The 14,335-nt window shown below is 44.4% G+C and carries 8 protein-coding genes; 6 read left to right on the top strand and 2 right to left on the bottom strand.

All coding sequences use genetic code 11. The annotated features are described in order from the left end of the window. Positions 1–170: 170 nt before the first annotated feature. The gene (locus IDSA_RS11015; protein WP_034776965.1) at positions 171–1,466 is read right to left on the bottom strand and encodes a GIY-YIG nuclease family protein; all 1,296 of its coding nucleotides are present in this window, start codon (positions 1,464–1,466) and stop codon (positions 171–173) included. 842 nt (positions 1,467–2,308) lie between these two features. On the opposite strand from IDSA_RS11015, the gene IDSA_RS11005 reads away from it, so the two are divergent. The 6 genes from IDSA_RS11005 to IDSA_RS10980 all read left to right on the top strand — a co-directional run bounded on the left by IDSA_RS11005 (position 2,309) and on the right by IDSA_RS10980 (position 10,938). Beyond that, positions 2,309–3,796: a type I restriction-modification system subunit M gene (locus IDSA_RS11005; protein ID WP_034776961.1), complete on the top strand. Its 1,488-nt coding sequence runs from the start codon at positions 2,309–2,311 to the stop codon at positions 3,794–3,796. Beyond that, positions 3,786–4,940, top strand: a complete 1,155-nt coding sequence (locus IDSA_RS11000; RefSeq protein ID WP_034776959.1) for a restriction endonuclease subunit S — start codon at positions 3,786–3,788, stop codon at positions 4,938–4,940. Before IDSA_RS11005 ends, IDSA_RS11000 begins: the two co-directional genes overlap by 11 nt. Then, a complete protein-coding gene (locus IDSA_RS10995) occupies positions 4,937–7,984 on the top strand; it encodes a type I restriction endonuclease subunit R (RefSeq protein WP_198024071.1) in 3,048 nt (1,015 codons plus the stop codon). Before IDSA_RS11000 ends, IDSA_RS10995 begins: the two co-directional genes overlap by 4 nt. Next, entirely contained in the window at positions 7,977–8,747 is a 771-nt protein-coding gene (locus IDSA_RS10990) for a M48 family metallopeptidase (protein ID WP_034776955.1), read from the top strand. The genes IDSA_RS10995 and IDSA_RS10990 overlap by 8 nt, the downstream gene beginning before the upstream one ends. A gap of 321 nt (positions 8,748–9,068) precedes the next feature. Further along, on the top strand, positions 9,069–10,196 hold the full coding sequence (locus IDSA_RS10985) for an AAA family ATPase (protein ID WP_034776953.1): 1,128 nt from the start codon (positions 9,069–9,071) through the stop codon (positions 10,194–10,196). A 1-nt stretch (position 10,197) separates the two neighbouring features. Then, positions 10,198–10,938 carry a hypothetical protein gene (locus IDSA_RS10980; RefSeq protein ID WP_034776951.1) on the top strand — a complete coding sequence of 247 codons (741 nt, stop codon included), beginning with the start codon at positions 10,198–10,200 and terminating at the stop codon, positions 10,936–10,938. 310 nt (positions 10,939–11,248) lie between these two features. On the opposite strand, the gene IDSA_RS10975 is transcribed toward IDSA_RS10980, so the two are convergent. Next, positions 11,249–13,864 carry a TrlF family AAA-like ATPase gene (locus tag IDSA_RS10975; RefSeq protein WP_034776949.1) on the bottom strand — a complete coding sequence of 872 codons (2,616 nt, stop codon included), beginning with the start codon at positions 13,862–13,864 and terminating at the stop codon, positions 11,249–11,251. Positions 13,865–14,335 lie beyond the last annotated feature (471 nt).

Below are 14,335 nucleotides of genomic sequence, written 5' to 3'. Positions count from 1 at the left end.
AAAAGAAAATGCCCCTTATCTATACTGACTCATACTCGGTTGGTGCCCAGTTCAAATATGGCTGGCCGCCAATAAAATCAATTGTTTATTATAACTTGGTTTATGGCGGCCCATCCCAATCGGCTGTGGGTCAGATAACGAGCCAAACTAGGTTTTTGGAAGTTTAGTAGCTACTTTCGACCTTTTCTCTTACGCAAACTCATTTTTAAGAGTCTAGCTTCGATTTTATCCTCAAACTCTTCAGGAAATTCTTTTTTCCAATAGATGAGTGTAGAGGCGGCGATACCGACCGCATCTGAAAGTGCTTTATAGGATGGATATGGCTTATTTCGAAAACTAACAGGACGAGCAGTAAGGCTCTTACCGCGCTCAGTTTTTGTTTGCCATCTGTAGTTAGCGGGAGAGAAAGGTCTACTGCCGTCTGGACGCAGTAAAGACATTCCTAGGTTCGGGTGATCATATGAACCACGCTTGCCAATGTCCTCATGGAATTGCTCGAAGTCGCGCCAACGCTCGCATAGATCGTTGTGGTTTAGTTTCGGCTTCCATATCCTATATAGTGGTGTACCGGCGTATATCTCGGGACAGTGAATCCGTTGCTGTGAAGGTATCTCCTTCCCTTCACGCAAACGGTCTATCGCAGTATGAGACTTGATCTTTCCTTTAGTCTTCCGCTCAACATAATCACCCGCTTCTGTAAGCGAGGAGAATTTCTTACCATCCACTTCAACGGGCTTGCCAGTAGGGCCACCAATTTGACCTCCGGTATTAGCATTAAAACCGTTGGGCCACATAGTGTGCTGTTCGCGTATTAGCTGACGCTCAAGGTCTTTTAATTCGGTTTGGGGGAGGTCTTGAGTTAAACGCATCCATGTAAAAGAGCTGGCGCCGTGCTCACGTAAAGCGCGGTGAAAGCATCTTTCGCTTCCGGTTCTGCTATCCGTTTCGTGCTCCTGGCGCCGCTTTTTCAGCGACTGAGTGGTCAGGCCTATGTAAGCTTGATTGCTACCTTTTAGTTCGGCCTTATAAATGAACCCTGTGGTTTCAGCCATCGTTCGCTTTAAGCCCAGCGCTCGCTCTACCGCTTCATCAATCGAATCGACCCCGTTTTTTATATGTCTCCATACAGTACTTTTAATATGCGATAGACCAATAGTATGAAGAAAATCTGCATAGCTCGAAAACGGTCGGCCGTAATGCTCTGAATAATTCTCCCCCCGATAGACGAATTCTACCGACTTACCGGAGCCGCTAAATGGCTGATAATCGCCAGCAGGAGAACGCAAAGCTAGCTCAAGATGCCGTGCGGTGATGTCGAGCCCTCGCCTGCGCCTTGAGGCGACTCGGTCTCGGAACAGATTGTAAGCCACTTTGGGCGAATCCGATTCATCATAGTACTTATTTAGAGCTGTCTCCTTGCCATCGACGACTACCTTAGTAACTCGATAATTTGTTGGTTTTGTCATTAGAGATTCCTGTTTCTTAAAAGGGGACTGAACTCTATTGATAGCAGTAAAAAAACACGCCATAAATAGGGAATATGTCGTATTTAAGGGCGGATTTTGCTAGATTAAAATCAGATATAAGATATTGATTAGTATGTAATTACTTACATACCTAACGCGCACCGCTGTCGTGCTTAGCGCGGATTTTTATAAGCCTTTTCAGTGGAGCTGGTAGCTGTCCATGAGGGTGAAAATTACATCAATGAGGGTTTCGTTTTGACTAAAATCTGCGTCTTGAAATTGAAATGCTTCGAAGTACATAACTTCATAGTCCGGGTGGTGGACGAGAAAGTCTTTGAGAGAGAAGAGGCTCGGCACTGCTAAAGCTGGCCGGCCGCTATACTCGATACTCCTTTCCCAAACTAATATACAACTAGTTAACCGCTCGTCACTGACTAGATCAAAGAGTTTTGACATCATATCCACCTTTTTAAATTAGACCTCTCTAATAGAGTAAAAACGCTTGCCAAGGCTGTCTATTAGCCGATAACGTATTTTTCAGTGCTATATGATGACTACGGAGAAGAGACTCTGCCACAGCGAGGCCAGAACCCTTGATAACCAACTTAGTGGGAAGTTATGGTCGCTCGCAGGAAGGCTAAGCTCCTGTCCCTCAGCAAGCTATCGCAGCGATTCCTAATTTTTCGGGCGCCAGCCTAGAAATCATGCACAAAGGTTTATATCCCAACATAACCATAAAGACATCTCCCCTATGTGCAGCATAGAAATGCACGGTCAAAAGGATTAACCTAGCAGCAATAACAATACAAGTTTCACTAACTTTTACCGAAAGGATTGCGGGAATGGCAGTAACTCTAAGCGAGTTAGAGCAGCATCTATGGGGTGCAGCAAACATATTGTGGGGTGCGGTCGATTCAGGCACGTATAAAAACTACATCTTTGCTGTATTTTTCTACAAACGGCTTAACGATGTTTGGCAGGAGGAATATGAGCAGCGACTAGCAGAGTATGGAGATAAAGAGCTAGCTGCAGATGCTGAAGAGCATCGCTTTGACTTGCCAGAAGGACATCGATGGGCGGATGTTCGTAAGCACACAACTAATATAGGTGAGCATCTGAATATTGCTTTTCAAGCAATTGAAGATGCGAATTTTAAGTTGCGCGGCATTTTCCAAAGCGTGGACTTCAACAACAAGAATCAATTTAGTGATGAGTTGATTGAACGGCTGCTACAACACTTTGAGAAATACAGCTTGCGTAATAGCAATGTTGAAGCAGATATATTGGGAAACGCCTATGAATACCTCATCAAGCAATTTGCTGATGACGGCGGTAAACGCGGTGGTGAATTCTATACGCCAAAGGAAGTTGTCCGGTTAATGGTTGAATGCCTCGAAATAGACGAAGGCATGAGCATTTACGATCCGACTTGTGGCAGTGGCGGTATGCTTTTGGAGGCATACCGAGCCGTCGAAAGGCACGGAAAAAACCCGCGCTCTTTAAGCTTATTCGGACAAGAGCGCAACTTGAACACCTGGGCAATTTGCCAGATGAACTTATTTTTGCACGACATTGATGATGCAGATGTAAAACGTGGTGATACGCTCAGAGAGCCAAAGCATTTAGTGAGTGACGACAGTCAAGCCCTGCGAAGCTTTGACCGTGTGATTGCCAACCCACCGTTTTCACTAAAAGAATGGGGGCATACGCAGTGGAAAAATGGTGATGCATACGGGCGTGACATTTACGGTTGCCCACCCGCAAGTTATGGCGATTTAGCCTTTGTGCAGCACATGCTCGCAAGCTTAAACCAAAACGGCAAGTTGGCAGTGGTTGTACCGCATGGAGTGCTGTTTCGTGCAGGCTCAGAGGGCAAGATACGACAAGCAATGATTGATGCCGACATCGTAGAAGGTGTAATTGGGCTAGCACCTAACTTGTTCTATGGCGCAGGCATCCCAGCGGCTATTTTGCTGCTCAACAAATCAAAGCCAGAGCACCTGAAGAACAAAGTGATGATTGTGAATGGCGCAGAGCAGTTTGAAGAGGGGCGAGCACAAAACTACTTGCGTGATGGCCATATCGCAACTTTGAGCGAAGCTTACTTGGCTTTTGCCGATGAGGAACGCTTGAGCGCCCTTGTCGCAACAAGCGACATAGCCTCCAACGACTACAATCTCAACATCACACGTTATGTGAACTTAGGGGAAGCCGCAGAACAAATTGATGTGGCAATCGAAGTGCAACGTTTGTTGGAACTCACAGAAGCGCGTAACGAGGCAGAGAAGCGCATGATGCAGCACCTGAAGGAGCTGGGTTATGTTGAGTGAAGTGCCTGAGGGCTGGGCTAATAGCAAGCTAGGTGACTTGGTTAAATTGGAATACGGTAAGTCGCTTCCAGCTAGAGATCGGGTAGAAGGCGAATATCCAGTTTACGGTTCAGCTGGTATTGTCGGAACACACAATGATTATCTCGTATCTGAGCCGAGTATTATAGTGGGAAGAAAAGGGACCGTAGGCGCAGTATACAAAACGAATAAGCCATTCTATGCGATAGATACAACATATTATGTTGTACAGAAGATAAGCTTAGACTTGAACTGGTTAGCCTACTTATTACAACATTTGAAGCTAGTTAGATTGAATGAAGCTACAGGTGTGCCGGGCCTCAATAGAGATAAGACTTACAAGGTCACTGTGGCGCTCCCCCCACTCACCGAACAAAAGCAGATTGCCGAAGTGCTAAGCAGCGTGGATGAAAGCATACAAACCACACAGCGTTTAATTGAGCAAGCGGAGCGCGTCAAGCAAGGCTTGATGGAAGAGTTGTTAACAGGCGGCTTGGGTAGTGAGGCCATTGAGCGTGGTAAAGTGCCTGATGGGTGGGTTGTCACAACTGTGGGTGAATCATGTTTGAAAGTGACGGTTGGGATTGCCTCCTCTGCTACTCATGCCTATACATCCGATGGCGTGCCGCTTTTAAGAAATCAAAATATTAAATATGGCTTTATTGATGACTCGGATTTGCTCTACGTAACAGAAGAGTTTGACGAAAAATACAAAACAAAGCGATTGAAAACTGGTGATGTTATCTCAATGAGAACAGGCTACACGGGGGCTTCGGCGATAATTGACGAACGATTCCATGATTGTCAAACCTTCACTACGTTAATCTCTCGTCCTAAACCTGAGCTGTTGAAAGGGAAATATCTTGTGCATTGGCTTAACTCGCCGCTCGGTAGGCGGCTAGTGAAGCAAAGAGAAGTTGGTGGAGCGCAAGCCAACTTAAACGCTGGAACGTTGAAGCAGTTTCCACTCATATATCCCAGCCTAAATGCTCAATCCAAAATCATTGATGAAATCGATAGCATTTATGCGTTGATCTTGAAGAATGAAACCCATGTGACTCAGTTGAGAGTACTCAAAAAAGGCCTAATGGACGACCTGCTCACAGGAAAAGTAAGGACAGTATGATGAAAGGACGTGGTACGGAATGGCACTTGGCTGAGAAGCCAGCATTGGAATATCTGCAAACACTTGGTTATGAATTCATAGCCAAAGAAGAGCATGCAGCGCTGCGTGGCGCTGAGAACCAAGTTATTTTCCGCCCACACCTCATAGCTGCTTTGCAGCGCTTGAATGGCATTTCAGAGCAAGATGCGACAGCCGCAGCCGCCGAGCTGGCGCGTAAAGAAGACAATGAAGAATGGATTGAGATAATGCGTGGCGATTTCGCACGCAATGTTGAGGGGCAAGCCACTCAGAAAACCCTCAAAGTTATCGACTTTCAAAACCCCAGCAACAATCAACTCGCTGTCACACAGCAGCTCTATGTGAAAGCCGAAAAGAGCCGCATACCTGACGTCGTACTGTATGTGAATGGCTTACCGCTGGTCGTTATTGAAGCAAAGTCCCCCATAAATCATAAAGACAAAAACGGTGAAGCGTTTGATCAGTTAAAACAATACGAGCGTGATATTCCGCGTCTGTTTTTCACTAACCTGTTTAATATCGTAACTGATGGCACAACAGTGCTTTATGGGGCGACTGGCTCCCCTGCTAAGTTTTACGGGTACTGGCGTGACACGCACCCTCGTGAAGATAACTTTGATAACGAGCTGCACAAAGGCTTGTGGTCACTACTTGAGCCTGGCCGTTTGCTGGATTTGCTGGCGCATTTCGTTATATTTGAGCGCGAAGAAGGCAAAGTGCTTAAGAAAATTGCACGCTATCAGCAATTTCGTGCAGTGAATAAGATGGTTGAGCGTGTTGCAGAAGGGAAGCACAAGCGCGGCCTGATCTGGCATACACAAGGCAGTGGCAAATCACTCACAATGGTATTTGCTGCGCTCAAGTTAAAGCACCATAGAACGGTCAAAATTGAAAAAGGGCAAAGCCCAGCGCTTTCCAATCCCAACTTATTAGTCCTTACCGACCGCAAAGATTTAGATACTCAAATTTCGAATACCTTTGAAAATACAGGCCTGCCGAATCCCACCCCAATCAAAAGCATTAGGCAGCTGCGTGAGTTAATGAGCAGAGGCGTAGATGGGCAAACACTACTCAGCACCATCTTCAAATTTGAGGGCAGCACCAAAGCAATTCCTAACAGTGAAAACTGGATTGTAATGGTGGATGAGTGCCACAGAACACAAGAGAAAGACTTAGGTGCAGCACTGCGCGCCACACTCCCCAACGCCACTTTCTTTGGCTTTACAGGCACGCCTGTGAAGAAAAACGACAAGAACACCTATGAAAACTTTGGTGTGGCCGGTGAGGGCTACCTGGACAAGTACGGCATTGATGATGCTGTGCGTGACAGTGCCACTGTGCCCATTCACTACACTAGCCGGAAAACCGAATGGCAAATTGACGAAGCTAAAATTGATAGCTTGTTTGATACCTGGTTCGCAGATTTAAGTGACGAGCAGCTGGCACAGATTAAAAAGCGTGGCGTGCGTTTAGCAGACTTGGTGCGGCATCCCAAGCGTATTGAGCTGATTGCGTTTGATTTATGGACGCACTTCAAAGATTACGCTAAGCCAGATGGCTTCAAAGCACAGCTGGTAGCCTACGACAGAGAAGCCGTTGTGCTCTACAAACAAGCGCTCGATACGCTCATAGCATCAGAATACGAACGACAAGGCATTAGCAAAGAAGATGCATTACGTTTGTCTCAAGAAGCGACAGCCTGTGTTTACAGTAAATCACAAGAAGATGATAAGCCGAGCGAGAACAAGCACAAGAATGAAGTGCGTGAACAGCTGGTGACTTGGTATGTGGATGATACCGCCGAAGATGAGCTGAAAAGGCGATTTAAGATACGACACGAAAACCCACAGATTTTGATTGTGTGCGACAAACTGCTAACGGGCTTTGATGCGCCGGCAGAAGCGGTGATGTATTTAGATAAACCACTAAAAGAGCACACCTTACTGCAAGCCATAGCGCGCACGAACCGCGTGGCTGACGCGAAAAAGAAACAAGGCCTTATTGTCGATTACATTGGCGTAAGCAAGCGCTTAGACGAAGCACTAGCAAGCTACAGAGCAGAAGACGTGCAAAACGCCATGCGCGACTTGGACGGTTTACGCAGCGAGCTCGAAGCGGCACAACGTGAACTGCTGGTGTATGTGAAAGGCATTAAGCGTACAGGCAAAGACGTGCGCGCAGAATATGACGCACTGATTAAAGCCATCGGCACAGAAGATGAATGGATATTGTTCCAGCGTAAAGTGCGTAACTTTGTCACGTTATATGAAGCTCTTGCACCAGATCCTTGCGTTATTCCAATGAGTTACGATCTAAAGTGGTTTGCTAACTTTCTCTTGTTCGGCAAACAAGTGTTTGAGAAAAAAGAAAGCTTTGAGCAAGCTGAGTACAGCGAGAAGATACGCCAGATGCTTGAAGAGCATTTGCACGTGACAGGACTATCCACCATTGTAAAGTTGCGCAGTGTGATTGATGGTGAGTTTTGGGATGACTTTGAAGATGCTGAGGATGAGAGCGAAGAAGACAAGCGCGCAGCAGCATTAAAGAAAACCACAGAGCTACGCAAAATCACCGAAGCCAAACTGGCAGAGAATCAGCATCAGTATGCTAAGTTCAGCGAGAAGCTGAAAGAGCTGATTGAACGCATGGACGACCAGCAACTAAGCTGGGGTGAAAAGTTAAAAGCAGCACAAGAGTATGCCAAGCAGCTGGATGAAGAGGGCAAAGCATACGAGGGCACAGGCATGAGCTATGAAGGCCATGCGCTTTTAAAAGTGATTGAGGCGATAGAGGGTGACAGCGTGCATGCAGATACCCAGCGGCAGCTTGCTGAAACAGCCGAGCAGCTGTATTCAAACATAGAATTAGCACCCACGCTTTGGCATACAAAAGAAGGGCTTAGAAAAGAGCTTAGACAGCGAGTAAGAAAGGCAGCGCACCAACTAGGTTTTAAGAAGTTGAAAGAGCTTCCTATTGAAATTGAAGAGATAGCGATGAAGCACTTTGCCAGGGGAAAATATGAGTGAAATGCCTACAGGTGGTGTTTTAAAGATAGGGAGTCGCACTATCCCCTATCAGTTAAAGAGGAGCGCTCGTAACGGTAGCGTTCGCCTTGCTATGACGATGGATGGCTTTGACGTTTTGGCTCCTCACAGCGCCAATGCTAAAGACGTTGAGCTCGCACTTCTGAAGAAGAAAAAGTGGATCATCGAGAATTACGACGATCTGCAGAAGAAGTATCAAGAGAGCCATAAAATTGCCAGGTTTAAAACCGGGGCAAAGCTACCTTACTGGGGACGCCTAGTACGTCTTAATACGCAACTAACAGAGTCAGCTAGCCCTAAAGTGTATTACGAGAACGGGATACGCATTGAACACCCTGCTTATTCATCGGTAAAAACGCATGACAACGCAGTAGAAGCTGCTATTCACGAGTATCTGACCGCGAGGGTTTCAGTTGAACTAAAATCGCTTGTAAAACGATACAGCGCCAGCTTAGATGTTCAACCCAAGACGGTCAGAGTGAGAGAAATGAAGGAGCGTTGGGGGAGCTGTTCAAAAGCCGGTAATATCTCTATCGATTGGCGTTTAGTTTATGCACCCAAACGGGTACTCGCGTATGTTGTCGCGCATGAATTGACGCACCTTCGGATCAATGACCATAGCCCGAGGTTTTGGAGCCTTTTGAAAAAGGTGTATGGTCATTTTGAACCGGAGCATTCCTGGCTGATGGGCAATGAGCATTTGTTGGGGTATAAGAAATTACTTGTCAGAGACGACAGTATTTAGCAAAAAAATCAATAGAAGCGAAATAATCAGTTTAGTCCTAATGCGATCTAAAATAAGCATAGTAGGGTTTGTGGAAGAGGCAGTCATGCCCTGAAGCATAAGCAAGTTGCTTCAGTTGACCGAAGAAATGCTCAAGTTCACTCGGTGCTTAAAATGCGAGGTGCAGCGCAATAAATTGGCAAAGGTTAGAACGCACGAGTATAGGCAATGACTGGCAGGACAGTCTCTGTTGGCATATAGTTAGTAACTTGGTTAATCTAATAAAAATTTTAGTTTAGCGTCCTGCTCATCACTAAAGAATAGCGCGCTAAAAGGAATCATATGATCACTTCTGTGTGGGTTGATAACTTCAAATCCTTAGTTGATTTTGAGCTACCGCTAGCTAAATTCAACTGTATTGTTGGTTTAAACGGCGCGGGAAAGTCTACCGTTTTGCAAGCGTTAGACTTCGTATCCCAATTGATGAAAGGAGACGTCGAAGGTTGGCTAAAACAGCGTCATTGGGACGTTTCGGATCTCAACTCAAAACTCACAAAAAAAAGCAATATCGATTTTAAAATCGGCTTGGAGATTGATGGCAGTCACTTTATGTGGTCAGGGAGTTTTAACAGAACTTCATTGAGTTGCACCAGAGAATCGATTCACGTGGGGGAAATACGGGTATTGTTGGTGGATGAAGGTTCCTACACCTACAAGGGCAAGCGCCACGAGATTATGTTTGATTATCAGGGGTCAGTTCTTTCTCGTCTTAAGAACAATCTGCAGGACTCGCGCTTGGGTAAAATCAAAGATTCGATGCTTCACATTAACTCTTTGGACCTTATCAGCCCGGAGTTACTACGAAGTCAAAATAGAACTGCAGAGGGCCGGCTAGGGCTTGGTGGAGAAAAGTTGTCCGCGTACATTCACGAAGCGGGGCATGCTTCACAAAGAGCACTGACAAAAGAGTTGTCAAAGGTTTACCCGCATCTCGATCTAATAAAAACGAAGTCTTTGAAATCCGGTTGGAAGCAGCTTCAAATAGATGAAGAATTTGGTAGTAAGAAGCTTATATCTACCGCCCGCCACGTAAACGACGGCATGCTCAGATTAATGGCGATCTTAATGCAACTAGAGATCGGTGAAGCATTTTTAATATTTGACGAAATCGAAAATGGTATCAATCCCGAGTTAATTGAATATTTGATTGATCACCTTGTTAACTCTAAAGACCAAGTATTGGTGACAACGCACAGTCCAATGGTGCTAAATTTCATGGAAGACACAGTTGCTCGAGAGAGTGTTGTATTCCTGTATAAAACTGACAGCGGATTCACTCGTGCGATTAGACTCTTTGACATCCCGTCGATGGAAAAAAAGTTAGAATTCATGGGGCCTGGAGAAGCATTTATTGATACGGATTTAACTCGTCTTAGTGACGAAGCGAGACTTGCATCAGGGAAGGTGTAGTTTGTATATTCTTTTAAGTGGTGAAGGGCCGGGCGATATTGGTGCTTGTGAGGTGGGCGCTGACTGCTGTGCACGAGAACAGTTTACCGAAGGCCCAATGGCAGTAATAGTCGACCAACTAATTGAACAGTCGCTTGATTACGATATGTCACATTTGGACTGTCACCGCGTTTCGTTCGTTTCTGAAGGCTACTTAAAAAGCAATTGCGCCCCAAGAATAAAAAAGCCAATGTCTTTAAGGGGCAAGAAGAAACCGGCTGAAACAAAATATTTTTACGAAAATGCTCGGGCACTAGCGGTCAAAGCCGAGCAGCTGTCAAAGGAAGTAAATGATGTCGTTATCGCGATATTGTTTAGAGACTCCGACGGTACTGCGTCCGCGGGTCGTGGTCTCTGGGCGGATAAGCGCAACTCAGTTCAGAAAGGATTTAGCGACGCCAATTACGAATTTGGCGTGGCCATGATTCCTAAGCCCAAGTCTGAGGCATGGTTGTTGTGTGCTAGTAGTAAATATGACTATAGAGATTGTGAGAAACTTGAGCATGAGTCTGGGAATGATAAGGCTCCCAATCCTCTAAAAAGCCAGTTAAACGATGCATTAGACGGCCAAAGTTCCTCCTGCAGACTGAAACAAATGCTTAAAGATCGGCAAATAGTGGCAGAAAAAATCAGTATGCCTTCATTTAATGCCTTCAAGAGTGATCTAAAAGATGTAGTAGCCCGTGTGACCGCTGGCCATTAGGATGTCGTCCCCCCAGCACAGCGAAAATGGGGGCCTGTCAAAAAACTGAAATTTCATTGAAACTGTGGTGTTATTTTCAGGGAAGAAGTCAATTAATGCGCTTCTCGAAAAATCTTGCTGAGGCGTTCGGCTAAGATAATATGAATCTTTTATAACGTATTACAGGCAGGGATATTAACACATCGAATTATTCACATTAAAAATTACCTGAGACGAGTTAGCGTTAACCTCTAATCGAAACTTAAAACTAACTGGAAACTCTAGAGCGGCAAAGTTACTGCCTGCCAGTGATTCTTCTAATCAATCTTAATTATATCCCGTAAATATTTTTGCGCGTTTCGAACGCTCGCCGACCGCCTTCCAGTATTTCGCAACATTTATCCTGCGTTTCTTTGTTATCGATAGATCCTTCTGCGACAACTGATGACCGATCATTAGATGCTATAAGTGGAATCACGAGTTCGGCGTCGCCTAGCACACCAATATTAGAATTATGTGTGACAATAATTATTTGCCGATTCTCCTTACATCGCCGCAAATTAGTTACAACACTATTGAATATAAATTCTGAGTCTAAATTGTCTTCGGGCTGATCGACAATCAAGGGCAAACAACTATCCGACTTAATTAAGATCGAAAGCATTACCGATTGCTGCTGACCTAAACTAAGCTCACTGATATCCTTAATATCGAGCGTATCGGATTTTGCGTCATACCTAGTTACGGTTAGCTGCGGCCGCTCTTCAAAGGATAGTGATAAAACCTTTTCTAGATCTAGCCCAGACATTCTAGAGCCAATATCTTCGATTTCGGACTGATTAAAGCCTAATCCATCGAGAAAATCATATTGCTTTCGCTTCATTTTTTGGTAAAAGTCCAGCGGGCTAATATTATCGGATATTTTTTTGCTTTTTTCCCAACGATGCCAGTTCATGACTTGCTTTAAGAGCGCAGAAAACTCAGATGAAATATAGCCTTGACCAATTTTTGCATCCACATGCATGCCGTCGACTGACTTTGATAGGTCGCGCTTTATGCGCGTACAAAAGGCTAAACGCTTAGAACCAATTCTTCTTTTAAGATCTACCCTTGATCTGTAAAGATCGGTGCGTTCTTTTTTTACACAAATTAATTCCTTTTCTGACTTTTCTATCTCCGTTGCCTGTCTTTTAAGCCTTGTTATATCGCTTACTAGCGAAATATATTTACCCTCGTCGTAAGGAATTTTCAGCTGATCTAACCTTGCTTTTTCCACCTCTATCTTCTGTCTTGCAGTTTTTTCCTTAGCTCGCCACTCAGTTATTTCTTGACGAAGCCGGCTAAGCTTTTCTTCGAGCGCTATATTTAGTTGGTTTTGAAAATGATCGACGGTTACGGAAAATTCACTCACAATATCAATTACATTTTTTAAATGTTCGCTCCCTATGCGCACATTCCGGGGGTCTGTATTAATTATATGTTCTATTTTGTCTTTGTTTGATAGCAGCTTTTGGTATTCCGACTTCAAGGCAGCGAGAGACGATTCTATATCATTTCTTAATGCTTCTTCCTCTACCAAGCTTCCATGAATTTTCATCAGCGCACCTACGTTTTGCTGCTCGTGAGCTTCCTGTTTATGGACAAGTTCTCTAAGCTCTTTTTCAACGGCTGGCCTTTGAGATATTTCGGCTGTCAGTCTCTGGAGAGCATCGAAGTTAGTTTCTAATTGCGTTATTTTGGAACCGTCTTCACTTTGTAAGTACTTAATATCCAAAAAGCCGTCGAGAAATCCAAGTAATTTAGTATCCTTCTGGTCAATATCCAAGTCATTGGCAAAGTTCGTAAATCCTTGGCTATAAGACTCTACCGGTACGCGAAATAGATCTTGCTCTTGCCCTTCTCTAAAACATTTTAGGGTGCCATGCTCAAGTATAAAATCGAACTCGCGTCCCGTATCATCTTCGTATTGAAGTTCGATCTTACTTGGCCATGCGCTGCTCCTTTTTATCGGAGAAGTAATCTCATTGTTTGAAGCTTCTTGAAGCGCAAGTAGAAGTGTAGACTTCCCGGTACCCCGGCCACCGATAATGCAATTCATATTGTTGCTAAGATCAAGGGTGACACCATCAAGTATCCCTCCCCAAGCCCTAATTTTCTTAAAACGAGGTAACGTCTCCGGCACCTCATCCTCTAGGCGAACTCTAGAATCGTGAATTTGGAGCGCAATCCTTAAACTGTCAAAACTCATTTCGTCCATTTTAAAGCGTGTCAGACGTTCAGCACCGGAGGCATTTTTCCCGAATGCGTTCATACTGTGGGCATCAGATGACATGATCTTTGCAAGTTTATGATTTGGCGGCAGCCCTAAAGTGGAGTTTCTTCTCAACGTCGCATTTCTTCGTTCATGACAGTCGTCAAATTCAGTGTAGTGATTGACTGAGTTCTGATCCGTTATTTCGAGACCGAGGATAGCTTTATGCTCAAAAGCACGGTCAAAGATTTGATTGAATTTTGGTATGCTCTTTTCGAATCCTGAACTTACTTCAATATGTGCTAGAATTCCAAAGCCGCCGTATTTATCAACCTGCTCCATACAGTCATAAATAGTTTGCGAGCAAAACTTTCTCTCTGCATCAAATGTCAACTTCCCGTAAAAGTCTTCCAAGCTTCTTTCGTTAGGGAAGTACGCGAGTAAATGCCCTTGGCTGGTTGATACCTCGATACCAGGTATAACCAAAACGTTTAACTTCTCAGAAAGTTTCAGTGCTAATACTGAGTTAGCTATTTGATTATGATCTGTAATACTTATAATCGAAAGGTTCTTCTCAATAGCTTTCGCCAGTATTTTTTCAGGCGTCATATCTGTATCAATAACATCATATGAGCCTTTTTCCCCAAAGCTATGTATATGTAAATCACCTCTATGAAAAGTTGCACCTTTAGTCATCGAAAAAATCCCTTTATGTATCTTATAATTTATTAGAAATAGAGTTAATAGCCTTATTTTGCACAAAAAATAGACAATTTACAGTAAGATATTTGACCCGTATAAATTTTGCTTAAAGATAACGCCAAACGAAAGGCTATTTGCGCCCTGCCGTCGCGAACTTTATTTGCTAACTGGTCATTGCTACCTTGCGGCTGGGTCGGCCTTTTTCCTTTTCGCAGCCCGATCAACGTTTCCGAAAATTATTCGTCCACTCACCTACAGCTCTTTTCAGCTGCCAGGGGAATCCCAGAACTAAACAGTAGAGGAATATGGTTATATAGCCGCAGAATGGCCACAAGTCGTCATATTGGTTTCAAATCGACAAACCACCGCTAGTTGATTATTTGATTTGATATGAAGCGATACAGAGCGTTTTAGCCGTATAAGAATTTAAGGGGTATAAGAAGCAAAGGTTGATGATGACATTTT

Origin of the sequence: Pseudidiomarina salinarum, assembly GCF_000753715.1 — a bacterium.
In the GTDB taxonomy this organism is placed as follows: domain Bacteria; phylum Pseudomonadota; class Gammaproteobacteria; order Enterobacterales; family Alteromonadaceae; genus Pseudidiomarina; species Pseudidiomarina salinarum.
Note: the sequence above shows the minus strand (reverse complement) of the source record. Positions and strands in the feature narration are given on the sequence as shown.